Genomic DNA, 24,610 nt, shown 5'->3' with positions numbered 1-24,610 from the left:
CGACTCGCAATGGCCACCGTCGAACGCACCGCATACCCGCGCTTTCCCAAAGTCCTGGCTACCCGGGATCTGCAGGCCTGCTACACGCCTCTGCCCGATGAATTGGAATGGGCACGTCGGTCGTCACGGGGTGAGCGGCCCCGGTTGGGCCTGCTAGTCCTTCTAAAAATCTTCCAGCAGATGCATCATTTCCCGGCGCTCGACGTTATTCCGGCGGCCATCGTCGAACACGTGCGCGCAGCGGCGAACATCGGCCCAGGCGTGTGCTTCGGCTACGACACGCAGGCATCACCGACGCTGTTCCGACATTACGCCGCGGTACGCGAGTACCTCGGCGTCAAGCCGTACTACGGCACCGACGCTGGCACGATTGCCACGCGTGCCGCGCATACGGCAGCCTTGTCCATGGACCAGCCGGTCGACATCATCAACGCCACAATCGACGAGCTGATCGCGCAGAACGTCGAGCTGCCGGCGTTCTCAACGTTGGATCGGATTACCGAACAGATTCACGCGAAGACCCAGGCGCGGCTTTTCAAACGGGTCGCGCGACGCCTGACCGATGAACAGAAGCGCGGTCTCGACCGTCTTCTGGCTCGGGACCTCTCGAGCCGACAGACCGCCTACAACCGCATCAAGCGGCACGCCAAGCGGCCGTCCCGGCAGCACCTGGACTTGCTGATTGACCAGATCACCTGGCTCGACGAGATCGGCGACTTCACGATTGCACTCGCCGGCGTTCCGGCATCAAAACTGCGCTCGCTGGCGATGCAGGCGATGTCGCTTGACGCGTCCGCCCTCAAGAAAGACACGCTCCCCGAGAAACGCTACACGTTGATCGTCGCGCTGCTGAGCCGGATGCGCGTGCGCGCCCGCGATGATCTCGCCGACATGTTCGTGCGGCGCATGGCCGCGATTCACAAGCGTGCAAGCGACGAACTGGAGATCGTCCAGCGTAGGCAGCGAGACAAGGTCGAAGATCTCGTGGTCCTGCTCGGCGGCGTTGTCGACATTCTTTCCGACGAACCCGACGAGATGACGATCGCGCAGTCGATACGGAAATGGCTGGCACCGAAGGGCGACCTCGAACCGCTGCGCGAGAGCTGTGCGGAGATCCGAGCCTTCAGCGGCCGCAATTACCTGCCACTGCTCTGGAAGCATTTCCGTGCGCACCGCTCGGTCCTTATGCGTCTTGTCCATACGCTTGAATGGGATTCCACAAGCCAAGTTCGCTCGCTGCTCGATGCGCTCGACGTGGTGTTGGAGAATGAGACGCTACACCGTGAATGGATCGATGCCGACGTGGACCTGAGTTTTGCTGCGGCGCGCTGGCGCAAGCTCGTGCGCCGCTCCCACGGGGAGGGAGCGCCGACCAACCGACGCTTTCTTGAACTCTGCGTGTTTTCGTACATGGCCGAAGAGCTGCGGGTGGGTGACCTGTGCGTGACTGGTTCCGACGCCTATGCGGACTACCGCGATCACCTGCTGCCGTGGCGGCAGTGCGAGGAGCAAATGCCTGACTACTGCGCGAAGGTCGGCCTGCCGGAGACCGGCAGCGAGTTCGTTGACCAATTGCGCCAATGGCTGACCGACGGCGCACGAAAGCTTGATGAGGAGTTTTCGCACAAGCGCGAACACGTCACGATCGACCAGCGAGGCGAACCGACCCTGCGCAAGACCATTGCAAAAGAGATCCCTGCGAGCGCGATCGCGCTGCAGGAGCGGATCAATGCGCGGCTGCCGACGCGCAACGTGCTCGACATCCTCGCCAACATCGAACATTGGACCCATTTTACGCGGCACTTCGGACCGCTCTCCGGGATCGACCCGCAGATCCGCAAGGCGGCCGAGCGCTACCTGCTGACGATCTTCGCAATGGGCTGCAATCTCGGACCAACCCAGGCGGCCCGCCATCTCGATACCGACGTGACCGCGCACATGCTTTCGTTCGTCAATCGCCGACACATGAGCCTGGAGAAACTCGAGACCGCACAGCGCGAGTTGACCGAGCTGTACCTGCGCCTCGATCTGCCCAAGCACTGGGGCGACGGCAAGACGGTGGCCGCCGACGGCACGCAGTATGACTTCTACGACAACAACCTGCTGGCCGGCTATCACTTCCGGTACCGGAAGATGGGCGCCGTCGCCTACCGGCACGTCGCCGACAACTATATCGCGGTGTTCCGGCATTTCATTCCGCCGGGAGTGTGGGAAGCCATCTACGTGATCGAGGGCCTACTCAAGGCGGGCCTGTCCGTCAAGGCGGACACCGTGCATGCCGATACGCAGGGGCAATCGGCCGCCGTGTTCGCCTTCACCCATCTGCTCGGTATCAAGCTGATGCCCAGAATCCGCAACTGGAAAGACCTTGTGATGTACCGGCCGAACAACGAGGCGAAATACAAACACATCGACAAACTGTTCACTGCGACGATCGACTGGGTGCTGATCGAGCGGCACTGGCAGGAACTGATGCAGGTGGCACTCTCGATGCAGGCGGGCACGATTTCCTCGCCGTTGCTGCTGCGGCGGCTCGGCTCGGAGAGCCGCAAGAACCGGCTTTACCTGGCCGCGCGCGAGCTCGGCAACGTCGTGCGGACCGTGTTCCTTCTCGAATGGATCGGCAGCCGCGAGCTTCGCCAGGAGGTCACGGCCAACACCAACAAGATCGAGTCGTACAACGGTTTCGCGAAGTGGCTATCGTTCGGAGGCGACGTGATTGCAGAGAATGAGCCCGAAGAGCAGCAGAAGCGGCTCCGCTACAATGACCTGATCGCCTCGGCGGTGATCCTGCAGAATACGGCCGACATGATGCGGGCGTTGCGCGACATGGTGGCCGAGGGCGAGAAAGTCCGCCCCGAGGATATCGAATTCCTAAGTCCGTATCCGACACACAACATCCGGCGGTTCGGGCGTTACAAACTGCATCTGGACCGCGCACCGGAGAGTTGGATCAATGATGCGCTGTTTGGCCAAGCGGCCCGCCCCGACAACGCAATGAGGTAACGATTCCATGAGTGCAAGAGCTGCGGTCACCGCGACGCCGTATGGCGACGTTGACACGGCTGGACTGGATGCCCTCCAGTCTAGCTACGACACGACGCGCATGCTCGACGCCGTAGGTACGCTGGATGAGGTACGTGCGAGCCTTTACGACCCGGAGCATCTGCGGAACGATCTGCTGCATCTGCACAGCATGGCGCACACGATCGTGAATGGGGCGAGCCTGATGGCAATGTCCGATGACACACCGTTTGTCGATCAACTGACGGACGTGCTCGACCGGATCGATCATTACGTGGCTGAACTGATATCTATCCGCGAAGTGTTACAGCCGCTCGAGGCGCTTCGCTCTGATGATATGGGCGACCCGAATGGGCGGTGAACGTACGAAGCGAAAAGGCCTCGGCTTTTCCGAATGTCGCTGAACGAACCGTTTCGGGCGATCAAACATCGCGCAAGTGGTCGTTCGTTGGCTGGCAGGTAAACCGGGACAGCACGACCTCGCGCAACAAGACCCGCAGTGGCGACCATCGAACAGCGGCCCGCTTGGTCTGCGGGGAACGGCAAAATTACGACCATTGACGCGTGTTTGCAGTCGCATGTTCTCCATTCAGGCGATGGCCCGTACGCTCCATGATTTGCCTCACCGCGTTTGCCGCGGCGAGCGTCAAACAGGTGCCAATCGCGACCGCAAGACGACGGTACGCCGAATCACCTTGGTGGTCGGTGCGGAAGCATTGCGGCCCTGATGATGCAGGGGCGGTGTGGCTAGCCACGCATGACAAACGCGAGGTCCTCAAGCGACGGTGGTTTAACGAGGCAGCAGTCGAATTCGCGCATAGCAGCGGAGTCTTTTGCTCCGGTAGAGCCAGTCAATGCGACAAGTCGCGTCGACGCGCATTGCGTCCGCTGCCGAAGCAGGCGGGCAAGTTCATGGCCATCCATACCTGGCATGTGGATGTCGATCAGCGCGACGTCTGGCGTGAAGGATTCGACGAGCACGAGCGCCTCCAGTCCGTTCTGAGCGCGTTTCACCTCGTGACCGTCCAGTGTCAGCAGCAGCGCAAGCGCCTCGGTCGCATCCGCGTTATCGTCAACGAGCAGGATCCGGGCAGGCGGTATCCCGTGGGTCGTGGATGCCGAATGTTCAACGCTGCTATGACGGACGATGGGCAACCGCAAGACAACCTGGGTTCCCTTGCCTTCGCCCTCACTGAAGACGGACACTTCGCCCTGGTGTGCATTGACGAGATACTTCACGACCGACAGGCCCAGGCCAAGACCGCCTTCAGCGCCCATTCTCGCGGACCGGGACTGCGAAAAGCGGTCGAAGATGCGCGGCAGAAGGTCGGGGGGGACGCCTATGCCGGTATCGCGTACCGTGATGACCACTTCCCGCGGCGCCGAGTCATGTTCGGGAATCGCAGCAGGGTCAGGCGCGTCTACGTCCAACGTGATTTCTCCTCCGGGCGGTGTGTATTTGACTGCGTTTCCCAATACGTTGGAGATAACCTGCACCAGACGGGCGGCGTCGGCACTTACCGTCACCGGATAGGGCGGCAGTGTGGCATGAAGCTGATGCCGACGTCGCTCGGCTTGCTCGCTCACGGCAGCGATCGCGTCCTTGATGATGTCGCCGAGCAACGCGTGGGCGGGTCGCACGGACAGCTTGCCATGTCGGATTCGCGATGCATCGAGCAGGTCACTCACGAGGCGTTTTAGCTGTTGCACCTGCCGGTTGGCAACGGCCAGCGCCGACAACACTGCGGGACAGTCGGCCGCAAGCCTTTGCGCCGCTGCCATCGCACTGTCGATCGGAGCAAGCGGATTACGCAGCTCGTGTCCCAGAGTGGCAATGAAATCGTCCTTGTGAGCTTCGGCTGCAGCGACTGCGCGCCTTGCCTCCTCGGCTTCCCTGGCTCGCGCTTCGGCATCTGCCTTCGCCTGGGCTATTGTGAGCGCAGCACAGGTGAACGCCGCCAGGCTCTTGAGGATGCGACGATGCTCGCTATCGAAATGATGGTCATCGTGAGACATCACCCACAGTGCGCCCCAGGGCTTCGGCGTGCCCGGAACCGGCACGACCAGTTCTTCAGTCACTTCTGGAACGACGTGCGCCAGGCAGCGAAAGTGCCGTTTCGGAAAAACAAACAACTGCGGCGAACCCAATGCAATTGCGACGCCTCCCGGGCTGTCGTCGGTCGGAATGAGATGGCCGGCCAGATCCGCACAACGTCCTGCCACGGCGGCCCAACGGAAGGCGGAATACTGACCATCCTTGGGTTCGTGCAGGCTGATGCCGGCACTGCCCGCTGCGCATAATGTCAGCGCTGTGTCGACCAGCTTCTGGAGCATCGCCGTGTCCGATTCCGTCAACGCCTGGGCCATTGCATGCAGGGCCTCGCTTTCCGCAGCGTAGTCTGGTGAACGATGCGCGCGTGCATCCAGTTCTGCGGTGACAAGGGCGCCCGCTTGCTGGACGCGGGTTACAAGGGGCGACGCAGTCGGCACGGTCATGATTGGCGCTCCAGAAACTGTTTGCAACACCATCGCGAAGGGCTGCTGATATTGGCCCTGGACACGAGAGTGCAAGTGGCCATGGAGCAGGCAACTGCCAGCTCCATGGACTTGCGGACCCTGGGCCGACCGGGCCTCAGCCCACGCTGACGTCAATGCGACGCGGCTTGGCCTCTTCGCGGCGAGGGATGGTCAACTTCAGCACGCCGTCTTTCAAGGCGGCTTCGATCTTCGACAGGTCGAAGTCTTCGCTGACCGTGAAGCGTCGCGAGAAGAGAGGCGCCCGCACCTCGGCATGGGATAGCTGCAGGTTCGGCGGCACGGGTACCACCGATTCGGCATCGATTGTCAGGTTCCCGCTATGCACTTTGATGTCCAGTTTATCCTTGGGCACGCCCGGCAGGTCGGCGTAAAGCGTGACGGCGTGGCTGTCTTCGAAGATGTCGACCGCCGGTGTCAGCGTGACGCGAGAGCGTGCTTCGTCCGACGCCGCGCGTGCCACCGCGCCCTGGTTGCGTTCAGCGATTTGCGTGTTGTCGCTCATGATGTCACCTCGCTATTGAACAGTAATGGCGCGCGGTTTGGAGGCTTCGCGCTTTCCGACTGAAATCAGCAGGCAGCCATCGACATAGCGCGCCTGCACCTTGTCCGGGTCAGCCTGCTGAGGCAGTTCGATGACGCGTCTGAACGAGCCGCTGAAGCGCTCCTGCGCATACTGCCGCGTGCCCTCGGCTGCTTCCTGGATTGTCCGCTCGCCGGAAATGGAGAGCAGCCCCTTCTCAATGGAGATATCGAGTTTCGCGGGCTCGACACCGGGCGCGAACGCGACGATTTCAATCGTGTCGTCGGTCGTGCCGATGTTGATATGAGGAAATGTGCCGAATTGGCTTGAACGAAGGCTGGATGGGAAGCCGCCGAACATACTGGACATCTGACGCTGGAGCCGGTCCAGTTCGCTGAAGAGGCTGGTTCCGAAGTAAACGTCACTCATGGTCGCTTTCTCCTCTGCGGCGAGAAGACGAACCGGCGACGCGTTTCAGTCCGGTTGTCCCGTGCCGCGACAATCTAGGTTGAAACACGCAGCGCCCGCGAACCAGATTCGCGAACGACTGCCTGAGCGATACCGAAGATGGGTCGCGAAACGAGGTTTTCAAGGGCTCGCAAGTGAAAATTTTGTCTTGAACTGTTTCAGAAACGGTATCCAGGCTGCGTGCCCCTTTGGCCTAAGCGCCCCACAAGAGCGGGCCGGCGTCAACCTGGCCTTCTTGGGAAATGCACCCCATGAGGTCAGTTTGCATGCGCACAATCGGACCGAAGGCGTGCCGGGACACTGAGGGCTTTCGGATCCGGCCTGCCCCCGGAATAACCGGGTCCCGCGCCAGCGCTGCGGCGCTGGCTTTTTTGCGTGCGAGCGGCAGGGCGCGTTCATTGCAAGGTCACCGTCTTCAGTTGAACGAGATGAACCACTTTGCCGCGATAGAAGGGTGCCGAGCACGCGGCGAGCCGAGAGCAGGCGTCGACTGTGCCTTACCAGACCGGAAACACCACATCAGGGCGCGGCGAAAACTGAATGCCCGAGTTGGGGCAGATAACCCGCCCCCGGACGGCGACCCGCTGGTTCAGGTATGGCAGCAGCAGTGTCGGGGATGGCGTGCCTCCCTCGCCAAGCAGGATGTCGGTCACCACCTTGTCGTTGCATGGCGACGCCGACGGACGATCGAGCAGGATCGTCGTATAGTCGCCCGGCGCGTACTTTCCGCTGCCGCGCTGGATTGTCCCGGTAATCCAGATGTCGCCCTGCAGGGGCAATGTGTGCAGCGGCGAGCTGGCTGACAACGCATCCTCTGACCACGAACTTGCGATCACTACTGCCGCCGCAAGTAGTACATGTCGTCTCTTCATGGCGAAGGCCCCTTACCCTTGAGTGGTCCTCGAGCACCGCCCGGCAGCACAACGCACCGCGGCCCGGGATCCATTCGGTAACGCTCGCCGGGTTCTTCCCGAGCGTCCGCCCGTCAACGCCGAATCTCGGCTCAACTGCTCACCGCTTCGTGTTCACTTCCTTGAACTCGGCATCGATCACATCGTCATCTTGGCCCGACTCCCTGGATTCCTGCGGTCGGGTCAGGCCATCGGAGCTGCTTCCTTGCGATTGCACCTCCGCGTACAATTTTTCACCGAGCTGCTGCGAGGCTGTTGCCAAGGCGCTCATTCGGGCGTTGATATCGTCCCTGTCTGATCCCTTCAGGGCGGCTTCGAGTTCTCCGATCGCAGCCTCGATCTTCGCCTTTTCTGAGGCGCCCAGCTTTTCGCCGTATTCACCCAATGCCTTGCGCGTGCTGTGAATGAGAGCGTCGCCCTGATTGCGCGCTTCGGCCAGCTCGCGCAGCCGGTGGTCCTCCGCGGCGTGCGCTTGTGCGTCCTGCACCATCTTGTCGATTTCCGTTTCGGACAGACCGGAATTGGCCTTGATGGTGATCCGGTTTTCCTTGCCGGTCGCCTTGTCCCTGGCCGACACGTGCAGGATGCCATTCGCATCGATATCGAATGTCACGTCGATCTGCGGCACGCCACGCGGTGCAGGCGCGATACCTTCCAGCCTGAACTCGCCGAGCAGCTTGTTGCCGCTGGCTATCTCGCGCTCGCCCTGAAAGACCTTGATGCCGACGGCCGGCTGGTTGTCGTCCGCGGTCGAGAAGACCTCCGAGAATTTTGTCGGAATGGTGGCGTTCTTTTCGATCATCTTCGTCATCACGCCACCGAGTGTCTCGACGCCAAGCGAGAGCGGCGTCACGTCCAGCAGCAGCACATCCTTGCGGTCGCCCGAAAGCACGGCCGCCTGGATCGCCGCTCCCACTGCGACCGCTTCATCGGGGTTGACGTCCTTGCGCGGCTCGCGCCCGAAAAACGTCCTGACCGTCTGCTGCACCTTTGGCATACGCGTCATGCCACCCACCAGGATCACGTCGTCGATCCTGTCGGTGGACAAGCCAGCATCCTTGAGCGCGATGCGGCATGGCTCCATCGTCCGCTCGATCAGGTCCTCCACGAGCGATTCGAGTTTCGCGCGCGTGAGCTTCTGGCTCAGGTGCTTCGGCCCCGATGCGTCCGCCGTGATGTACGGCAGATTGATTTCGGTCTGCTGGCTCGACGACAGCTCGATCTTGGCCTTCTCGGCCGCTTCCTTCAGGCGTTGCAGCGCGAGCACGTCCTTCGAGAGATCGACTCCCTGTTCCTTCCTGAACTCGCCGACGAGGTGGTCGATGATGCGCTGGTCGAAGTCTTCACCGCCGAGGAACGTATCGCCGTTCGTCGACAGCACTTCGAACTGCTTTTCGCCGTGGACGTCAGCGATTTCAATCAGGGAGATGTCGAAGGTGCCGCCGCCGAGGTCGAATACGGCGATCTTGCGGTCGCGGTTTTCTTGCCTGTCCAGACCGAACGCGAGCGCTGCCGCCGTCGGCTCGTTGATGATCCGCTTCACTTCGAGACCGGCGATACGGCCCGCATCCTTGGTGGCTTGGCGCTGGCTGTCGTTGAAGTACGCGGGAACCGTGATCACGGCTTCGGTGACCGGCTCGCCGAGGTAGTCTTCAGCGGTCGTCTTCATCTTGCGCAGGACTTCCGCCGAAACCTGCGATGGCGCGAGCTTCGTGCCGTGGGCTTCGACCCAGGCGTCGCCGTTGTCGTGCTCGACGATCTTATAGGGCATCAGGCCGATGTCCTTTTGCACTTCCTTCTCTTCGAAGCGGCGGCCGATCAGGCGCTTCACCGCGAACAGCGTGTTCTTCGGGTTGGTGACCGACTGGCGTTTCGCGGGCGCGCCGACCAGTGTTTCATCGTCGTTAAGATATGCGACAACCGATGGCGTCGTACGAGCGCCTTCCGAATTTTCGATCACCTTAACCTGCGTGCCTTCCATCAGTGCCACACAGGAATTCGTGGTACCGAGATCGATGCCGATGATCTTGCCCATGATGTCTTCACCCATGCTCAAGCAATTCACCCTGCGCCACGCCCATCCCAATACGCGACCCGAGTTCAATAGTCCATCGCCGGCGGCGGCACCGGAGTTTTTGCTTCGTCCTTTGGCAAATCGGCGACCACCGCGTCGGTGGTGAGGATGAGTCCCGCCACCGAGGCCGCGTTCTGCAGCGCCGTGCGCACGACCTTGGTCGGGTCGACCACGCCCATCTCCATGAGATCGCCGTATGTGTTCGACGCAGCGTTCCATCCGAAATTGCCTGTCTGCGCGAGAACCTTGTTGAGAATGACTGAGGGCTCGTCTCCCGCGTTGGCGGCGATCTGACGCAGCGGCTCTTCAAGCGCCCGCAACACAATTCGGATGCCGGCGTCCTGGTCGGGATTGGCGCCTCGTATTTCGCCGAGGGCAGCGCGGGCTCGCAGCAGCGCGACGCCGCCACCCGGCACGATGCCTTCTTCGACCGCCGCGCGGGTCGCGTGCAGCGCATCCTCGACCCTCGCTTTGCGCTCCTTCATCTCCACTTCGGTGGCGGCCCCCACCTTGATGACCGCGACGCCGCCGGACAGCTTCGCGATGCGCTCCTGCAACTTCTCCTTATCAAAGTCGCTGGTCGTCTCTTCGATCTGGCGTCGGATCGCCTGGACGCGTCCGTCGACCGTCTTGCGGTCGCCGGCGCCGTCGATGATCGTGGTCGCGCCCTTCTCAATTTCCACGCGCTTCGCTCGTCCGAGATCTTCGAGTTTGACGTTCTCCAGCTTGCCACCAGTTTCCTCCGAGATCACCAGCCCGCCGGTCAGCGTCGCAATGTCTTCCAGCATGGCCTTGCGGCGATCCCCGAAACCCGGTGCCTTCACGGCGACTGCCTTCAGGATGCCGCGCAGGGAGTTGACGACCAGCGTGGTCAAGGCTTCGCCCTCGACGTCCTCGGCAATGATGAGAAGCGGCTTGCTCTCCTTGGCCACGGCCTCGAGCACGGGCAGTAAATCACGGATCGACGAGATCTTCTTGTCGTGCACGAGGATGTACGGTTCCTCGAGAACAGCGGATTGCTTCTCGGGATCGGTGATGAAATACGCGGACAGCCACCCGCGATCGAACTGCATGCCCTCGACGACCTCGAGTTCGCTTTGCAACGACTTGCCCTCTTCGAGGGTAACGGCGCCGTCCTTGCCGACTTTGTCCATCGCGTCCGCAATAATCCTGCCGATCTCCTCGTCCGCATTGGCGGAGATCGTACCGACCTGCGTGATCTCGCGGCCGGTCGTGATCGCCCGGGAAAGGTTCCTGAGTTCCTCGACGATCGCGGCCGTCGCCTGGTCGATGCCACGCTTGAGGTCCATCGGATTCAGTCCCGAGGCGACGTACTTCATGCCTTCCCGCACGATGGCTTGGGCGAGCACGGTCGCGGTAGTCGTTCCGTCACCGGCGACGTCCGAGGTCTTGGCCGCAACCTGCCTGACCATCTGCGCACCCATGTTCTCCAACTTGTCGGGCAACTCGATTTCCTTGGCGACCGACACGCCGTCCTTAGTGACCGTTGGAGCCCCGTAGCTCCGCGCGAGGACGACATTGCGCCCCCTGGGCCCAAGCGTGACCTTGACCGCATCGGCCAGGATATTGACGCCCGTCAGGATGCGCAGGCGGGCAGACTCATGAAACTTGACATCTTTGGCGGACATTTTCCGGTACCTCCTGACCAGTCAGACGAAGCGCCTCCCCGTCGCGTGGCCTACTGCGCAGACCCCGATGTGATCACGCCGAGCAGGTCGGCTTCGCGCAGGACCAGCAGCTCCTCGCCTTCCACCTTCACTGCGCTGCCGGTGTATTTGCCGAACAGCACGTGGTCTCCAACCTTCACGTCGGGGGCGCAACGCTGCCCATCCTCGAGCCGCTTGCCGGGGCCGACGGCGACGACTTCGCCCTGATCGGGTTTCTCGCCGGCGGTATCAGGGATCACAATGCCTGCCGCGGTCTTGCGCTCCTGTTCCGTGCGCCTGACCACGACCCGGTCATGCAAAGGCGTGAGTTTCATGATCTGGCTCCCGATGATCGGATCACGTTATGGCTTCCCTAACGGCGCGGGCGGTCAACTCCGCTACGCGGCGAGGGGTTAGCCCGACCCCGCGTGCGCAGGGCGCTTGTTCCCGGATCGTTGGCGCACCGGCTTGCGCGGTGGGGAAAATGCATTCTTCTGCCGGGCCTGTCGAAGCCGATCCGGCGGCGCCGCAGGGCGAACCGAAGGCGCGTGCGTGTACGCGACGAGATCGCTCGCGGGAAACGTTTCCTGCAGCGCCTCGTCAAGCAAGTTCTCCATGGCATCGATGCGGTCTCGCGTTGATCGTCTGGTGGGGCTCATCGCTTCCCTCCGTTGCGGTACATTCCGGCGTTCAACCGTGGTCTTGCTGCGCCCCCTAACTAGGGAACATCGCGCCGCGTCGCCTCGTCAAATTCCCGGGAAAGCCCGGGCGCCAGGGGCAGCGTGCCCGGCACGATGTAACCCGCAGGCTCGACCGACGGCTCGGGTGTCAGCCGTAAGTCACCGAGTCTGGCCTTGAGAAACGCGTCAGCATGGGCAAGCCAATCCTCGAGTTCCCGCTCCGTTATCGCCAGAACCCGTGCGGCGGCAGCTGCCGGCTGCCCTTCGAGGCGGCAAAGCGTAACGGCTCGTCGCCACGGTTCCGGCAGCTCCGCGAGAAGCGTTGCCACGAGTTCGCGAAGCTCCCTGTTGATCACGGCCTCCTCGGGTGTACTGTCCGTTGCCGGCACCACGTCCTCGACGCGCAGGACTTCGTCGGGCTGCCAGTACTCGAACAGGAGCTCATCGTCGTCTTCATGCGGGTCGTGCAACTGCACGGGCAATCTGCCCTCGAGTGAAATGCAGCGGCCTTCCTCGAGCTGACGATGCGTCACTTCCTCGGCAAGCAGCTCCAGGACGATCTGGTAGAGCCATTGCAGCGGTTCGAGCCGGCGCGGGCGCTCCGCCATGCGCTCGCAGGCACGAGCCAAGGCCTCGTCGACGATGTCGTCGACCGACGGGTCACCTGCAGCGAGATCGCCCCGTGCCCGGAGATACGCGAGTTCCCGCTGCACAAAGCGCTTGAACGACGCGAGCAGAGGACGCACGATCTCGCCGAACAACGCGGACCCGCCATCCGTTTGTTCCGCCAATGCGGCTTTGAGCTGCCGCAACCCGGCACGCCGTTCCTTGCGGCGCCAGGCATCCTCGTGGCGCAGATGCGCGACGTGGCGTTCCAGTTGCCGCTCCAGCTCCGTCACTGACAGCTCGATCGCCTTCTCTGGCTCCGGGGAATCATTCCCGCACGCGAGCATTGCCGCCGGCAATACCAGTTGGAGTCGAACCCGGTAGAGACCGCGATGTCGGCTTTTTTCCAGATTTGCACGTAGCCGGGCCACCTCGGCCGGAAAGCGCGACAGATGTGGCTTCAGGCGCCGTTCCGTGAGCCGGCCGATCAGGTCTTCCAGCTCCGGACGAGCAAGCTTCTCAATGTTGCGGTAACTGATCGCCGTTTTCATGTCAAACCTACGCATGTAGCTAGATAGCGGTACCAATCCACGATGGGATCAGAAGCGACGCCACCAAGGGCCGCCGTGCGCAGCACGCCGGGTCCTGCAATGCACCCTGCGCAACATTCCTTCTTCCCATTCGTGTCAGCTGATTGGTATGACTGCGTTTCCTCAACCCGTACCTCCGGTTCCACCGGCGTATGACGGCTTTTTTTCCAGACTCAGGTAGGTGTCAGCCGCCGCCAGGCCGAATACGATGTGGTTAAGGAAACTCACCCAGCCTCTGGCATCGGCAAACCAAGGGAACAGCTGTGTCATGCCATGGAGGTTGACCACGTACAGGAGGACGCCGAATACGGCACCCACCAGCGACGCCATACCGGCACTGGAATCCAGGCTGAATGGCGCCATGATCACCGCCAGAACGGCCGCGAAGAGGATCGACAGCGCGAAGTGGACTACCAGCGCTACCAGCACGACGCCCGCCGCGAACGTAGCGGGTTGTGTGAGCACCTCGCGCCCCATCACGATGGCCGCGGTCATTCGTACAAGTGCCCATACGCTTTGTCCCATCACCCGCATGGCAAAGAGTTCGATCACCAAAAAAACCGCACCCGCCACGCAGCCGCCGATGACTGTCGCGGGCCACTCGGGCATGCGGCGAACGAAATGGTGCGAATGCATGTGAAGTTCCATCGTGATCTCCTTGAGTACTGCGTACCTCTGCTCGCGAGCGCCAATCCGCATCAGGCCGCCTCCGGAACATCCGACGGCGGTCCCTCAAACGGACGACGCTCCACAAGCCTGATTGCATAGTCGAGCGCTTCCGCTTCCGCCTGCTCGCGACTGGGCCAGCGGTGGCCGAGCCGGGGCAGATGCCAGTTCACAAAAACCTCGCCATCTCTCGCGATCTGTACGAACGCAACATATCCGCGTGCCGCCGTTGCCTCGGTACACGCCGCTCTGGGTCCGTGCCGTATCGTGACGGTTCGCAGACGGATCTCGTACCCGTTGCGCGTCTCGACTCTCACCGATTTCATCGGATCACCTTAACCTGCCGCGCGAACACGGGTGCTGCAACGTTCGCGCGGCGCCTCGGTGAAAATCACGCCGATTACATTGCGATCGCTTCACGGAAGCGCGGGGCGGCGTACAGCATGATCGACGGCGTGCCGCCGTCGCGAGCGACGCTTCCGGGCGAATCGCGCCGCTAACGTCGGCGGATGTGCGACGCGTGCTGGCGAAACGTCTGCCGCATGGCGACGACCCGGTCCGACAGCGTACGACAGGCACGCTGCGCGATAGGCGTAAACGCGCCGGACAGGACGCTGATCTTGCGATGGAGGCGCTCGAACATGGCGGTCGAAGCCGAGCGCAGATGAAGATTGCTCATCGTCTTCTCCTTCGACGCAGCAAGGAAGAGAACGGGCTTGCGCGCTCCAGTTCGCCTGCCGTGCTGCGGGGCAAACAAATCGAAACACGCAGTGTGCGGCCGATCCGTCACCGGGCACACTGCCTGAGCTGCATATAACTTAGTTTCACTGATGAAAAATTTCAAGGTCCCGCGATGGGTGCGGAGACATTGATCTGGCAAGCCATAGCTGGTTACCGGTGGGCGGAAAACCGGGCGTTGCGCGCTTCGAGCGGAGCGCGTCAAGACTTCCGGCCTGCCTCAGGGCGGACACAACCTTTTCACAGTGTCGAGCAGCAGGTCGGTCGGGACTGGCTTGATGAGGCAGTCGTCCCAGTCCGCCGGCCCCCGCGACGACGGGAGCGTGGCTGTGACAACAAGGATCGGCAGGTGCGCCAGCGTCGGTCGCGCCCGGATGTGGCGGCACAGTTCACTGCCCCCCATCAGGGGCATCATCCAGTCCGTGATGATCAAATCGGGCGGCCGGCGCAGGGCGTGCTCGAGCGCCTCGGCGCCGTTGCGTGCACAGCACACGGCATACCCTTCGGCGGTGAGGATGAGACTCCACGCCTCGAGTAGCTCGGGTTGGTCGTCGACGAGCAGGACGAAAGCCATTTTGCTAGCCGTTAGTCTTGATTCCGGTAGGAGCAAATAGCGTTCCAGCCCGCGAACGCAGCCGCACGCGGTGAGGGCCCAGGGTCAGCCAGTCGGTGTCGAATTCCATTGTGTCCTCTACGCGGTGCACTGTTGCGCCGCGATGACGGGAGCCGGGCCACAATTTTCAAGCGCGAATGGCTGTTTTCTGCTCTTGAAATTTTCGTGGCAGTTCCTATCTTAGGTTTCGCTCAGGCAGACGCGCGGGTCGCCATGTCCCGTGCGCTGCGTGTTTCGATTTGTTTTGCCAAACGCTGGCAGGCGAACTGGAGCGCGTAGGCCCGTTCGCCTCCATGCATCACTTGGGGAGAACAGCATCATGAGCGATTTCTACTTTGGAACTGACCTCTTCAGCGAGTTCGACCGACTGCAGCGGCAGATGGCGAACCTCTTCGGTACTTTCCCGTCGAGTCTTCGGGCGAGCCGCTTCGGCGCGTTCCCGCCCGTCAACATTGGCGCCACCGACGACTCAATCGAGATCGTCGCGTTTGCACCCGGAATCAATGCGGCGGAACTCGACGTATCGATCGACAAGGGGCTGCTGACCATCAGCGGTGAGCGCAGGCCAGCGCAGCCGGATACCAGCGAGGACACGCGTGTCTATGCGCAGGAGCGCTTCACTGGCGCGTTCCGGCGGGTCATCGAGCTGCCGGAGAACGCAGACCCCGACAAGGTTCAGGCGCGCTACGAGAATGGCTGCCTGTCGATCGCTATCGGCAAGCGCGAATCCTCGAAGCCTCGCGCGATCACCGTCCAGTAATTCGAGGAGCCGAAAATGAGCGATACCACCGAACTGAGCAAGCGCGCCTCGTCGGCCGTCACGCGCAGCGAGAGCGAGGCGTCCATGCGCCGGATGACGATTTCTCCCGCCGTCGATATCTACGAGGACACTCAGGGCGTCACGCTGTGGGCGGACCTGCCCGGAGTCACCAAGGACAAGCTCGACGTGCGGGTCCATGACGGCAATCTCGCCATCGAGGCTGAGGCGGTCGTGCCGACACCGGCGAATCTGCGGCTGCAGCATGCCGAGGTCCGTGAGCCACGCTTTGCGCGCACGTTCACACTCTCCCCGGACTTCGATACGTCGAAGATCGAGGCGAGCCTGCAGGACGGCATACTGAAGCTCACGATCCCGCGCCGCGACGAGGCGCGCCCGCGGCGGATCGAAGTGCGTACGGACTGAAGTTGGCCGTCGGGCAGCAACGACAGGGAAAACACCGGGTGGCGGCTGGCTCGTGCGAACCTCCGCATTCGGAGGTTCGCACGAGCCAGCCGTTCCCAGTAGCTATGTCGCGCTGGCCAGGATTGAGTGCGATGGCCGACTGGCCCTGCGCCGATATGCACAGCGGTCGCTGACCGCTGCAGAAATGCAGCGCGACGCGCTGTCTTGCGCCCTCAGGCTGATTGGAAGGGGGACTTTCGCGACTGCGGAGTGCAGGGCGGCCGCGGCAGCCGCTCCCGAGACTCAGTCTGAAAACGTCGACGGCAGAAAAGCGGCGGCGCCGGCGCCGTGACCGGAATACGATTCTCCTACCAGATACCAGAGGAGGAAACGATGAACCCCGATCCGAAAAAGTGGAATCCCTTCAAGTTCCTTCGCGGGGCTGTGCGCAAGTCCGATGCGGACAGCCCGGAGAGCCCGCTGGCGAGCGAAAACGAACAATGGCGCGCCTCCCTGCCCGACATTGCGCGACTGTTCTCACGAGAACCATGGCGCGCAGTGGAGGAGTTTTTTCACGACCCGTTTGCAGGCCGTGGCGCGCTCGAACGATGGTTCGGCGACTTCAGTTCATCGCGCTTCCAGCCGCGCATCGACGTCGTCGATGAGGGACCGGTGCTGCGCGTGACCGCAGAACTGCCCGGGATGGAGCGCGAAGACCTGAAGGTGAGCGTCGAGGATGGCGCGATCGTGCTGCGCGGTGAGAAAAAGCAGGATGTGCGAAGTGAGGAAAACGGCTGCTACCGGCTGGAGCGTGCCCACGGACGCTTCGTGCGCACGATCCCGATGCCTGAATACGCCGATCCCGGTCGCGCCCTGGCAAAGTTCGATAATGGCGTACTCACGTTGACCGTGCCGAAAACGGAGCCGACGCCGTCCACGAGTCGCACGATCGATATCGGTTAGGACAAGCACGCAAAGCGCTATGACGGCGCGTGAAAACGAGGACTGGGCCGTTAGCTCAGTTGGTAGAGCAGCGGACTTTTAATCCGTTGGTCACTGGTTCGACTCCAGTACGGCCCACGTGAAGCGCTGAATCCGACGCCATTTGACGCACGTTTGCCTCCGGGATCCGCAACCCGTGCCTGTGTCGCGTAAGGTGACGACGACATTCATCCGGAGCGCACGACTTCACCATGCCAGAGAATTCGTTGCCCAGCTCTGTTCGACATCAAACGATCAATATGACGAAGCGCAACCATTTCGCCTGTAGCCCGGCTTGGCCGGGATCTGTTTCCGCATTGGCAACTGGAGAGGAATGCTATGGGAATCGGCGTGCAGATAGCTACGTCGGGCTTCCCGGCACGGCATCGCTGGAGAGTGAAGCCGCGTGTTACAGCTCATGCGCCCTCAAAAGTAGGCCGCTCATGTTGCCGATTGCTGGTGATCGATTGCGCGTCATTGCATGTCATCAGCAAACGCCGAGTACGAGGGAACACCGGGCGATCCGATTCTTCGAAAATACAGACGTGTGGAGCGGCGTGCGCAAGGTGGCTCCCAGGCAATCCGGGACACCCGTCTTTTGAGGTTCGCTAAACCCATGCTGGGAGATCCGTAACCGCAAGCTGTTTTTCATCCTTCGTCAAGGCGAGCGGTGGCTCAGGGGGCGAGCCGCGACATACGAAACGCCAAGCCCGGACGCTTGATGTACGAAAAAGTCCAAATCTTGAAGGCACCCCGAGACACGCGACGCATGGCGCACTGAGTCGTCCTTTGAGCCTGGTTCAATCTCGCACCAGAATTCCTGGCGACGGACACCGAGACGACGTGCCGCCTCATGGCGGTGAAAGTGACTCGCGAGCCAGAACCGGCAGCCATCAAAGAAGACCTTCATTGCCGGCCGCACCGCGCGCATCGAGCCGCAGCGGATCGCGGTCATCGCTTGCTCCAGCGCCTGGCCGTCGATGAACTGGTCAGCGGAGAGCTCATCAGCAATCGAGAGCTGTAAAAACTTGAGGTAGTCCCTCCCGAGCACGCCGGCAGGAAGCCTGACCGTTGAGCCGACAGGCGAACGAGGATCGCTGGGCATCGAGATGTCCGATTCCGCGGGACAGCACGAGGGTCGTGACACGGGCGTGTGTCGCCACAACCCCGACCTGTTGGTCAGGGCGGTTCATTCGTTCATTCTTCAGCCATGAGATGGCGGATAACCAGCGCCGGATCGGCGATGTCCAAGATCAGCCGGCGAAGGATGCGCCTGCGCATGTGCTCCTCGTCGAGCGTCCAGGGCGCGCCCTTGTCGCTGAGATAGCGCGCGAGGGCGTCCTGGTTGTCCTCACCGGCGGGAAGGTCAAGGCGGACAGCAAGCAGTCCCGCCACGACGTCGTCGATATCGACGTCCAGCGGCTTCGAATCAATGTTGAGCTTCAGTTTCATGACCGCTCCAGCACAAAAAGCGGCGCCGCGTGGCGGAGACAGCGTGCGGCGCCGAACCGGTTGCACCGGCCGCGACTGTTGGCCGGCGCATGCAGGAAACGCTGCCGGATCAGTAGTCAAACTCCGGTGCGGGGGTCTGCGCCGGTTTTTCGTCTTTCGGCGCTTCGGCAACCGTTGCATCCGTCGTCAGGATCAGCCCGGCAATCGATGCGGCATTCTGTAGTGCCGTGCGCGCAACCTTGGTGGGATCGACCACGCCCGCCTCGACAAGGTCGCCATACTCGCCAGTGGCCGCGTTGTAGCCGAAGTTGCCGCTGCCTTCGAGCACCTTCGCGATGACCACAGAAGGCTCATCCCCCGCGTTGGAAGCGATCACTCGCAGCGGCGCCTCGAGCGCGCGCAACACGATCTGGACGCCCGCGCCCTGATCACTGTTGGCGCCTTTCAGGTTCATCACCGCCGAACGCGCGCGCAGCAGCGCCACACCACCACCCGGCACGATGCCTTCCTCGACCGCCGCGCGGGTGGCGTGCAGCGCGTCGTCCACGCGGTCCTTCTTCTCCTTCATCTCAACCTCGGTCGCCGCTCCGACCTTGATGACGGCCACACCGCCCGCAAGCTTTGCCACGCGCTCCTGCAGCTTCTCGCGGTCGTAGTCGCTCGTCGCCTCTACTACCTGCGCCCGGATGGACTTCACGCGTGCCTCGATGCGCTTTTCGTCGCCGGCGCCGTCGATGATGATCGTGTCGTCCTTGCGCACTTCGACGCGCTTCGCCCGGCCGAGATCGTCAAGCGTTGCCGTCTGCAACTGCTTGCCGGTTTCCTCGGAGATGACGGTTGCACCCGTGAGGACGGCGATGTCTTCAAGCATCGCCTTGCGGCGGTCGCCGAAACCGGGCGCCTTGACGGCCGCGACCTTCAGGATGCCGCGCATCGCGTTGACCACAAGCGTGGCGAGTGCCTCGCCGTCGATGTCTTCCGCGACGATCAGCAGGGGCTTGCCTGCCTTGGAGGTCGCTTCGAGGACCGGCAGCAGATCCCGGATGTTCGATATCTTCTTGTCGTGCAGCAGGATCAGGGCGTCGTCCAGATACGCCGCCTGCTTCTCCGGATCGTTGATGAAGTAGGGGCTCACGTAGCCGCGGTCGAACTGCATCCCTTCAACTACGTCCAGCTCGTTCTCGAGCGACTTGCCGTCTTCGACGGTGATCACCCCCTCCTTGCCGACCTTCTCCATCGCATCGGCGATGATTTTCCCGATCGCCTCGTCGGAGTTCGCCGAGATCGAGCCCACCTGGGCGATTTCGCGATTGGTGGAAATGGGCTTCGAGAGCGCACGTAGTTCGTCGAGCACGGCGCCCACGGCCTTGTCGATGCCCCGTTTGAGGTCCATCGGGTTCATGCCCGCTGCGACGTGCTTCATGCCTTCCTGCACGATCGCCTGCGCCAGCACAGTGGCCGTGGTGGTGCCGTCTCCGGCGACATCGGCCGTTTTCGAGGCAACTTGTTTCACCACCTGGGCCCCCATGTTCTCGAAGCGGTCCTTCAGCTCGATTTCCCTCGCGACCGACACACCGTCCTTGGTGATGGTCGGCGCGCCGAAGCTGCGCTCGATCAGCACATTGCGGCCTTTCGGACCGAGCGTGACCTTCACGGCATCGGCGAGAACGTTCACGCCCTTAACGATACGGGCGCGCGCGCTGTCATGAAATTTGACGTCTTTTGCACTCATGTTGTTGCTCCGGGAAGTAGTCGTTGACTCAAGGCGTCGCGAACGACCGGTCCGGTGTCCGCGACCGTAATGAGGTTTCAGGCCGCCTTGCAGGCGGCGCCCGCGTCGGCCTCGAGCACGCCCATGACGTCTTCCTCGCGCATGACGAGCAGTTCCTCGCCGTCGACCTTGACGGTCTGGCCTGCGTATTTGCCGAAGAGGACCTGGTCACCGACTTTGAGTTGGAGCCCGCGCAGCGTTCCATCCTGCAACAGCCGGCCGCTGCCGACTGCGACGACTTCGCCTTGTTCTGGTTTTTCTGCCGCTGAATCGGGAATCACGATGCCCGAAGCTGTCGTCCGCTGCGTCTCGATTCGCTTGACGATAACCCGGTCGTAGAGGGGACGAATCTGCATTCACATCTCCTGAGCGATTAAAGGATCACCAATAAGGGAATCCGGCTGCAGGTGCCGGGGCGCGTGGAGCGCCGCGCTGCAGCCGAGCCAATGTCTGGCGGAGAGCGAAATAGAGGCGCCCACCGCGCGCTTCAAGGGGGCGTGGAAATGGCTCTTTGTAACAAATTGTTTCAGCGTGGCAGCAGGATGCGATGGACCGTGCCGAGGCGATAAACCGTGCGGCCGCGCCCGTCGGGTCGGCGGGGTAGAGGCGACACAGGACAGGGCGGCTGGCGTCCGCCATCGACGTCAAGGGTGTCGTCCGGCACATTGAGCGTGTGCCACAGGCCGCCCTTGACGGGGCGGAATAGCCAGCGCACGTAGCCCCTGCGCGCGGCAAGCTGCATCAGCTCGTCGCGATCGGTCTCGTCATCGAGAAGTTGCGGGTCGCGGGCCATGTCCTCTCCATAGTCGCCGAACGCTCGCCGGCAGGCTAGCGTCTCGGCAGCGCTGGCGCCGATCACGTTGCAGCCGCGCCGCTCGACGCGCTCGACATCCCACGCACCGGATTGCCAGGCGGCATCAAGCAGCATGGCGTCCACGGTCTCGAAGCTGTGCCACGGTGCATCGAGCTGGACGGCCGATCCCGGAACCGGGCGTGGCGGGATCTCAATGCCGGGCAGCACAAGCGGCGTCGCGCGCCGGAATCCGTGCCAGTGGAGTATTGCGATGAGCGGCGTATTCACCTGCGCCGCCGCCGTGACGGTGACGGCAAAGAGCGGCAGGCGCACGGCGTCGATCTGTTCCTGAAGCCTGTCGAAAAGGTCCATGAAGCCTCCCGGTTGACATGTTGCAGGGCCTCTTGAAATTTCCGTTCCTTGCGCTATTTTATGCATCGCTCAGGCAGTCGCGATTAAGCGCTGCGTGTTTCGATTTGTTTGTCGGCGGGGTTTCCCACGGACAGGCGGACTGGAGCGCGTGGTTCCGTTCGTCTTTCGTGGCGGCCCCGGTTTCAAGGAGCCAGTCATGAGCGATGTTTTCTTCAGCACCGATCTGCTGGGCGAATTCGACCGCCTGCACCGGCAGATGGCCGGCGTCTTCGCGGGCTTTCCCGCCAGCCTGCGCGCCATGCGCAGCGACACCTTTCCTCCCGTCAACATCGGCAGCACCGACGACAGCGTCGAGATCGTCGCGTTCGCGCCAGGGCTCGACCCGGCAGCGATCGATGTCTCGATCGACAAGGGGTTGCTGACGATCAGCGGCGATCGCAAGCCGCCAGAACCGGGGATGCGGGAGGAAACGCGTGTCTACGCGCAGGAGCGCTTCCAGGGCGCGTTCGAGCGTGTGATCGAGCTGCCGCAGCACGCCGATCACGACAAGGTCAATGCGCGTTACGTGAACGGTTGCCTGACCATCAGCGTCGGGCGTTCCGAGGCACTGAAGCCTCGTGCCATCACCGTCCAGTAAGTCCCTCGACCCGTCATGAGCGTTACGGAGGACATCATGTACGACAGCACTGAACTGGCTAAACGTCCGTCGGGCACCCAAGTCGCCGCCCGTGAGGGTGCGGAAACCGCGAAGCAGCTCACCCGCATTGCACCTGCGGTCGACGTGTTCGAGGACAGCCGCGGCATCACGCTGTATGCTGACCTGCCGGGCGTGCCGCGCGAGAAGCTCGACGTGCGTGTGCAGGACGGCAGTCTGAACATTGAAGCTGAGGCAGTGATTCCCACGCCATCCGGGCTGCGACTGCAGCACGGTGAAGTGCGTCACCCGCACTTCTGGCGCGCGTTCACGCTGAGCCCGGACTTCGACGTCTCGCGCATCGACGCGCAGTTGCGCGATGGGGTGCTCAAGCTGACCATCCCGCGCCGCGAGGAGGCGAAGCCGCGACGCATCCAGGTGGGTGTTGGTTAGGCGTATGCACAGGGGCGAGTCTGGACGTACGGCGTGGCGCGCAGGGCCCGCGCCGTGTCACCCGACACGCGGAGCAATTTATGGACAACGTCCGCAGCCAAAGCTGGAAAGGCTTCACGATCGACACCAGCGCGTTTCCGGTACGGCACTGTGCGCTGCCTCTCGCCGGCCCGGAGACGTACGTGGCCATCGTGCGCATCCGGCATGCGGAGCGGACCGTCGCGGATTGGCACTTGCCACGCTATGCCCAGCACTGGGCAAGCGCGGACGAGGCGCACCGGGAAACGGTCGAGTACGCGATACGCGCCATCAACGCGGGTTATCTCGACGACACCGGTTCGCCGGCGCGCTTCCTCACATGACGGTGCCGCGCTGCCACGCAGCGCGGCACCTGAACGGCCTGCACTGCATGTCGTTTTTCTGCAGGGGGCCTCTGCTTTCGGGAACCTGTTTTACGGGAGAAGAAAATGCTCAGTCCACACGAATTTGCGACCCTGATGCTGGTCCGTCAGGCGCCGGACCAGCTCGATATGAATCGCGCCGAGCTCGACGCGCTGCTTGAGCGCCAGCTGGTCATGCTGGAACATTGCGCCGAGGGCGCTCGCCGCGCGTACCTGACCGGGAAGGGCAGAACGTTCCTCGACGCGCTCCACCCGGGCGACGCACCACGTCGAAGCCGGAAGACCGCCGGCAACGACGGTGGGACAAGCCCGGAAACGCCCTCCGTGCCAGGTGGCATCACGACGGATATTGTGGTGCCGGGACGCGCAGGCTGAATGGCTGCGCGATCGCAACGACAGGCCTGTCGTCCTTCGTGACGAGCGGGCGCGAGGTTACCGGGGACCTCCCGGTAACCTCGCGGCGGGGACAAGTGTCATGGTAGCGTGTCCTCGCGCTTTGCCGACGTCCCGGGCCTGCGGTGCCATACGGGATCGCGTGTACGCCGGGTCGAATTGCAAATCCCGCATCGCCGGGCTCGCTTCGGGAACAACGTTCTGCCTGAGGTGTGATATGCAAACGGACAACGTCATGGAGTATCACGGCTGCGAGGTACGGCCGGTGGTCACCGCCACGGGAAAGGGCCGCTACGCAGCGGCGGCCATCGTCACAGACCGGGCTGGCGAAACACGCACGCTCGGCGTCGATGGGGACTTCGCCAACGTCCAGGCGGCACGCGATGAAGCGCTAGAACTTGCCGTCGCATGGATCCAGCAACGCTCCGTCGTTTCGGACCGGTATGTCAGACGGACCTAGTCAGGGCCCAGGCAGCAACTGCGGTCCGAGAGCGAGGTGAACACCTGCGATTTGATGGTCGATCCGATTCCGGTTCGCTGTGCCGGCGAAACCATTTGGGCTCAAGCCACTTCGAGGAAAAGAGAATGACAGACATCGCAGTCATCGATCCCGACAAGGACGCGCTTTATGAACGCATCCGGTTCCTGCTCTTCAGCGCTGATCTGCCGGTGCAGCGTCTGGAAGCCGACATCAACGATATCGGACGTTTCACCGCGCCGGATGTGCGCTCACCGCACCTGCGCCTGGTCGAGGCCATGCCGCCGCTCACGCCTGCTGCCGAAGCGATCGTGCGCGCCATGATTCGCGCATATGGCATCGAGCTGTTCGGGCGCGGCAGTGCGAATTCCCGGCTGCGTGCCCTGATAAAGGCTGGCCCCGTCAAGTTTGGACAGACTGCCTTGATGCTGGGGCCTGACGCGCCCGTGCCGGAACGTGCCCGTCCGCTCGTCGAGGAGTTCAATCGAATCTTCGAGCGCTATCCGGAGAGCGGCTTCGCCCAGGCCCGATGCCTTCTCTCGGGAATTGGCCTGCCCGTCGGTCGCGACGTGCCTGGCCAGCCAAGTCGCTCACTCCAACGCGACTAGCAGGTTGGTCATGCGTG

At 62.6% G+C, this 24,610-nt stretch carries 27 protein-coding genes and 1 tRNA gene; 12 read left to right on the top strand and 16 right to left on the bottom strand.

The features are described from left to right. Positions 1-9: 9 nt before the first annotated feature. The gene (locus tag AAHK20_RS24710; RefSeq protein WP_449184133.1) at positions 10-3,006 is read left to right on the top strand and encodes a Tn3 family transposase; all 2,997 of its coding nucleotides are present in this window, start codon (positions 10-12) and stop codon (positions 3,004-3,006) included. Between the two features lie 7 nt (positions 3,007-3,013). Further along, on the top strand, positions 3,014-3,385 hold the full coding sequence (tnpC, locus tag AAHK20_RS24705; RefSeq protein WP_134192774.1) for a Tn3 family transposase post-transcriptional regulator TnpC: 372 nt from the start codon (positions 3,014-3,016) through the stop codon (positions 3,383-3,385). Between the two features lie 386 nt (positions 3,386-3,771). Here the strand turns inward: tnpC and AAHK20_RS24700 are convergent, their stop codons facing one another. The 11 genes from AAHK20_RS24700 to AAHK20_RS24650 all read right to left on the bottom strand — a co-directional run bounded on the left by AAHK20_RS24700 (position 3,772) and on the right by AAHK20_RS24650 (position 15,056). Next, complete coding sequence (locus tag AAHK20_RS24700) at positions 3,772-5,520, bottom strand: ATP-binding protein (RefSeq protein WP_449184132.1); 1,749 nt, start codon at positions 5,518-5,520, stop codon at positions 3,772-3,774. Between the two features lie 136 nt (positions 5,521-5,656). Continuing rightward, positions 5,657-6,064 carry an Hsp20/alpha crystallin family protein gene (locus AAHK20_RS24695; protein WP_449184131.1) on the bottom strand — a complete coding sequence of 136 codons (408 nt, stop codon included), beginning with the start codon at positions 6,062-6,064 and terminating at the stop codon, positions 5,657-5,659. Between the two features lie 12 nt (positions 6,065-6,076). Then, on the bottom strand, positions 6,077-6,511 hold the full coding sequence (locus AAHK20_RS24690; RefSeq protein ID WP_449184130.1) for an Hsp20/alpha crystallin family protein: 435 nt from the start codon (positions 6,509-6,511) through the stop codon (positions 6,077-6,079). A 536-nt stretch (positions 6,512-7,047) separates the two neighbouring features. Next, positions 7,048-7,422 carry a hypothetical protein gene (locus tag AAHK20_RS24685; protein WP_449184129.1) on the bottom strand — a complete coding sequence of 125 codons (375 nt, stop codon included), beginning with the start codon at positions 7,420-7,422 and terminating at the stop codon, positions 7,048-7,050. A gap of 139 nt (positions 7,423-7,561) precedes the next feature. Then, a complete protein-coding gene (gene dnaK / locus AAHK20_RS24680; RefSeq protein WP_449184221.1) occupies positions 7,562-9,496 on the bottom strand; it encodes a molecular chaperone DnaK in 1,935 nt (644 codons plus the stop codon). A gap of 65 nt (positions 9,497-9,561) precedes the next feature. Next, entirely contained in the window at positions 9,562-11,184 is a 1,623-nt protein-coding gene (groL, locus tag AAHK20_RS24675) for a chaperonin GroEL (RefSeq protein ID WP_449184128.1), read from the bottom strand. Positions 11,185-11,234: 50 nt separating this feature from the next. Next, positions 11,235-11,537: a co-chaperone GroES gene (groES, locus tag AAHK20_RS24670; protein WP_449184127.1), complete on the bottom strand. Its 303-nt coding sequence runs from the start codon at positions 11,535-11,537 to the stop codon at positions 11,235-11,237. 383 nt (positions 11,538-11,920) lie between these two features. Next, positions 11,921-13,039, bottom strand: a complete 1,119-nt coding sequence (locus AAHK20_RS24665) for an RNA polymerase subunit sigma-28 (protein ID WP_449184126.1) — start codon at positions 13,037-13,039, stop codon at positions 11,921-11,923. Between the two features lie 162 nt (positions 13,040-13,201). Continuing rightward, positions 13,202-13,726: a hypothetical protein gene (locus AAHK20_RS24660; RefSeq protein ID WP_449184125.1), complete on the bottom strand. Its 525-nt coding sequence runs from the start codon at positions 13,724-13,726 to the stop codon at positions 13,202-13,204. Between the two features lie 514 nt (positions 13,727-14,240). Further along, on the bottom strand, positions 14,241-14,423 hold the full coding sequence (locus tag AAHK20_RS24655) for a hypothetical protein (RefSeq protein ID WP_134192785.1): 183 nt from the start codon (positions 14,421-14,423) through the stop codon (positions 14,241-14,243). A 279-nt stretch (positions 14,424-14,702) separates the two neighbouring features. Continuing rightward, entirely contained in the window at positions 14,703-15,056 is a 354-nt protein-coding gene (locus AAHK20_RS24650; protein ID WP_449184124.1) for a response regulator, read from the bottom strand. 358 nt (positions 15,057-15,414) lie between these two features. On the opposite strand from AAHK20_RS24650, the gene AAHK20_RS24645 reads away from it, so the two are divergent. The 4 genes from AAHK20_RS24645 to AAHK20_RS24630 all read left to right on the top strand — a co-directional run bounded on the left by AAHK20_RS24645 (position 15,415) and on the right by AAHK20_RS24630 (position 17,337). Continuing rightward, positions 15,415-15,855 carry an Hsp20/alpha crystallin family protein gene (locus tag AAHK20_RS24645; protein WP_449184123.1) on the top strand — a complete coding sequence of 147 codons (441 nt, stop codon included), beginning with the start codon at positions 15,415-15,417 and terminating at the stop codon, positions 15,853-15,855. A gap of 15 nt (positions 15,856-15,870) precedes the next feature. Further along, the gene (locus tag AAHK20_RS24640) at positions 15,871-16,278 is read left to right on the top strand and encodes an Hsp20/alpha crystallin family protein (protein WP_449184122.1); all 408 of its coding nucleotides are present in this window, start codon (positions 15,871-15,873) and stop codon (positions 16,276-16,278) included. A gap of 372 nt (positions 16,279-16,650) precedes the next feature. Beyond that, positions 16,651-17,220 carry an Hsp20/alpha crystallin family protein gene (locus AAHK20_RS24635; RefSeq protein WP_449184121.1) on the top strand — a complete coding sequence of 190 codons (570 nt, stop codon included), beginning with the start codon at positions 16,651-16,653 and terminating at the stop codon, positions 17,218-17,220. Positions 17,221-17,264: 44 nt separating this feature from the next. Further along, positions 17,265-17,337, top strand: a tRNA-Lys gene (locus AAHK20_RS24630). A 559-nt stretch (positions 17,338-17,896) separates the two neighbouring features. Here the strand turns inward: AAHK20_RS24630 and AAHK20_RS24625 are convergent. The 5 genes from AAHK20_RS24625 to AAHK20_RS24605 all read right to left on the bottom strand — a co-directional run bounded on the left by AAHK20_RS24625 (position 17,897) and on the right by AAHK20_RS24605 (position 21,626). Continuing rightward, on the bottom strand, positions 17,897-18,343 hold the full coding sequence (locus tag AAHK20_RS24625; RefSeq protein ID WP_449184120.1) for a hypothetical protein: 447 nt from the start codon (positions 18,341-18,343) through the stop codon (positions 17,897-17,899). Between the two features lie 92 nt (positions 18,344-18,435). Continuing rightward, positions 18,436-18,690 carry a hypothetical protein gene (locus tag AAHK20_RS24620; protein WP_449184119.1) on the bottom strand — a complete coding sequence of 85 codons (255 nt, stop codon included), beginning with the start codon at positions 18,688-18,690 and terminating at the stop codon, positions 18,436-18,438. Positions 18,691-18,799: 109 nt separating this feature from the next. Beyond that, positions 18,800-20,422: a chaperonin GroEL gene (groL, locus tag AAHK20_RS24615; protein ID WP_449184118.1), complete on the bottom strand. Its 1,623-nt coding sequence runs from the start codon at positions 20,420-20,422 to the stop codon at positions 18,800-18,802. A 77-nt stretch (positions 20,423-20,499) separates the two neighbouring features. Further along, a complete protein-coding gene (locus AAHK20_RS24610; RefSeq protein ID WP_134192793.1) occupies positions 20,500-20,817 on the bottom strand; it encodes a co-chaperone GroES in 318 nt (105 codons plus the stop codon). A 170-nt stretch (positions 20,818-20,987) separates the two neighbouring features. After that, the gene (locus tag AAHK20_RS24605; RefSeq protein ID WP_134192794.1) at positions 20,988-21,626 is read right to left on the bottom strand and encodes a diguanylate cyclase; all 639 of its coding nucleotides are present in this window, start codon (positions 21,624-21,626) and stop codon (positions 20,988-20,990) included. A 196-nt stretch (positions 21,627-21,822) separates the two neighbouring features. Between AAHK20_RS24605 and AAHK20_RS24600 the strand changes: the two genes are divergently transcribed. The 6 genes from AAHK20_RS24600 (at position 21,823) to AAHK20_RS24575 (ending at position 24,593) form a co-directional block, all read left to right on the top strand. Continuing rightward, positions 21,823-22,263, top strand: coding sequence for an Hsp20/alpha crystallin family protein (locus AAHK20_RS24600; protein ID WP_134192795.1), 441 nt, complete (start codon positions 21,823-21,825; stop codon positions 22,261-22,263). 36 nt (positions 22,264-22,299) lie between these two features. Continuing rightward, positions 22,300-22,713 (top strand): Hsp20/alpha crystallin family protein, encoded by a 414-nt coding sequence (locus tag AAHK20_RS24595; RefSeq protein ID WP_134192796.1) that lies wholly within the window; start codon positions 22,300-22,302, stop codon positions 22,711-22,713. Positions 22,714-22,793: 80 nt separating this feature from the next. Next, on the top strand, positions 22,794-23,075 hold the full coding sequence (locus AAHK20_RS24590) for a hypothetical protein (RefSeq protein WP_449184117.1): 282 nt from the start codon (positions 22,794-22,796) through the stop codon (positions 23,073-23,075). Positions 23,076-23,180: 105 nt separating this feature from the next. Next, positions 23,181-23,489: a hypothetical protein gene (locus AAHK20_RS24585; protein ID WP_449184116.1), complete on the top strand. Its 309-nt coding sequence runs from the start codon at positions 23,181-23,183 to the stop codon at positions 23,487-23,489. Between the two features lie 235 nt (positions 23,490-23,724). After that, positions 23,725-23,967, top strand: coding sequence for a hypothetical protein (locus AAHK20_RS24580; protein WP_449184115.1), 243 nt, complete (start codon positions 23,725-23,727; stop codon positions 23,965-23,967). A 125-nt stretch (positions 23,968-24,092) separates the two neighbouring features. Further along, complete coding sequence (locus AAHK20_RS24575) at positions 24,093-24,593, top strand: hypothetical protein (RefSeq protein WP_449184114.1); 501 nt, start codon at positions 24,093-24,095, stop codon at positions 24,591-24,593. Positions 24,594-24,610 lie beyond the last annotated feature (17 nt).

The sequence above is a fragment of the Trinickia camelliae genome, from assembly GCF_053525655.1.
The sequence above is the reverse complement of the archived record's forward strand: the minus strand, read 5'-3'. Positions and strand labels throughout refer to the sequence as shown.

Excerpts from the sequence above, each read along its gene's own strand:
- AAHK20_RS24700 (WP_449184132.1), bottom strand. The coding sequence starts at position 5,520 with ATGACCGTGCCGACTGCGTCGCCCCTTGTAACCCGCGTCCAGCAAGCG.
- dnaK (WP_449184221.1), bottom strand. The coding sequence starts at position 9,496 with ATGGGCAAGATCATCGGCATCGATCTCGGTACCACGAATTCCTGTGTG.
- AAHK20_RS24655 (WP_134192785.1), bottom strand. The coding sequence starts at position 14,423 with ATGAGCAATCTTCATCTGCGCTCGGCTTCGACCGCCATGTTCGAGCGC.
- tnpC (WP_134192774.1), top strand. The coding sequence starts at position 3,014 with ATGAGTGCAAGAGCTGCGGTCACCGCGACGCCGTATGGCGACGTTGAC.
- groES (WP_449184127.1), bottom strand. The coding sequence starts at position 11,537 with ATGAAACTCACGCCTTTGCATGACCGGGTCGTGGTCAGGCGCACGGAA.
- AAHK20_RS24710 (WP_449184133.1), top strand. The coding sequence starts at position 10 with ATGGCCACCGTCGAACGCACCGCATACCCGCGCTTTCCCAAAGTCCTG.
- AAHK20_RS24635 (WP_449184121.1), top strand. The coding sequence starts at position 16,651 with ATGAACCCCGATCCGAAAAAGTGGAATCCCTTCAAGTTCCTTCGCGGG.
- AAHK20_RS24610 (WP_134192793.1), bottom strand. The coding sequence starts at position 20,817 with ATGCAGATTCGTCCCCTCTACGACCGGGTTATCGTCAAGCGAATCGAG.
- AAHK20_RS24600 (WP_134192795.1), top strand. The coding sequence starts at position 21,823 with ATGAGCGATGTTTTCTTCAGCACCGATCTGCTGGGCGAATTCGACCGC.
- AAHK20_RS24620 (WP_449184119.1), bottom strand. The coding sequence starts at position 18,690 with ATGAAACTGAAGCTCAACATTGATTCGAAGCCGCTGGACGTCGATATC.
- AAHK20_RS24625 (WP_449184120.1), bottom strand. The coding sequence starts at position 18,343 with ATGCCCAGCGATCCTCGTTCGCCTGTCGGCTCAACGGTCAGGCTTCCT.
- AAHK20_RS24590 (WP_449184117.1), top strand. The coding sequence starts at position 22,794 with ATGGACAACGTCCGCAGCCAAAGCTGGAAAGGCTTCACGATCGACACC.
- AAHK20_RS24595 (WP_134192796.1), top strand. The coding sequence starts at position 22,300 with ATGTACGACAGCACTGAACTGGCTAAACGTCCGTCGGGCACCCAAGTC.
- AAHK20_RS24690 (WP_449184130.1), bottom strand. The coding sequence starts at position 6,511 with ATGAGTGACGTTTACTTCGGAACCAGCCTCTTCAGCGAACTGGACCGG.
- groL (WP_449184118.1), bottom strand. The coding sequence starts at position 20,422 with ATGAGTGCAAAAGACGTCAAATTTCATGACAGCGCGCGCGCCCGTATC.
- AAHK20_RS24685 (WP_449184129.1), bottom strand. The coding sequence starts at position 7,422 with ATGAAGAGACGACATGTACTACTTGCGGCGGCAGTAGTGATCGCAAGT.
- AAHK20_RS24605 (WP_134192794.1), bottom strand. The coding sequence starts at position 21,626 with ATGGACCTTTTCGACAGGCTTCAGGAACAGATCGACGCCGTGCGCCTG.
- AAHK20_RS24695 (WP_449184131.1), bottom strand. The coding sequence starts at position 6,064 with ATGAGCGACAACACGCAAATCGCTGAACGCAACCAGGGCGCGGTGGCA.
- AAHK20_RS24580 (WP_449184115.1), top strand. The coding sequence starts at position 23,725 with ATGCAAACGGACAACGTCATGGAGTATCACGGCTGCGAGGTACGGCCG.
- groL (WP_449184128.1), bottom strand. The coding sequence starts at position 11,184 with ATGTCCGCCAAAGATGTCAAGTTTCATGAGTCTGCCCGCCTGCGCATC.
- AAHK20_RS24575 (WP_449184114.1), top strand. The coding sequence starts at position 24,093 with ATGACAGACATCGCAGTCATCGATCCCGACAAGGACGCGCTTTATGAA.
- AAHK20_RS24665 (WP_449184126.1), bottom strand. The coding sequence starts at position 13,039 with ATGAAAACGGCGATCAGTTACCGCAACATTGAGAAGCTTGCTCGTCCG.
- AAHK20_RS24660 (WP_449184125.1), bottom strand. The coding sequence starts at position 13,726 with ATGGAACTTCACATGCATTCGCACCATTTCGTTCGCCGCATGCCCGAG.
- AAHK20_RS24645 (WP_449184123.1), top strand. The coding sequence starts at position 15,415 with ATGAGCGATTTCTACTTTGGAACTGACCTCTTCAGCGAGTTCGACCGA.
- AAHK20_RS24585 (WP_449184116.1), top strand. The coding sequence starts at position 23,181 with ATGCTCAGTCCACACGAATTTGCGACCCTGATGCTGGTCCGTCAGGCG.
- AAHK20_RS24650 (WP_449184124.1), bottom strand. The coding sequence starts at position 15,056 with ATGGCTTTCGTCCTGCTCGTCGACGACCAACCCGAGCTACTCGAGGCG.
- AAHK20_RS24640 (WP_449184122.1), top strand. The coding sequence starts at position 15,871 with ATGAGCGATACCACCGAACTGAGCAAGCGCGCCTCGTCGGCCGTCACG.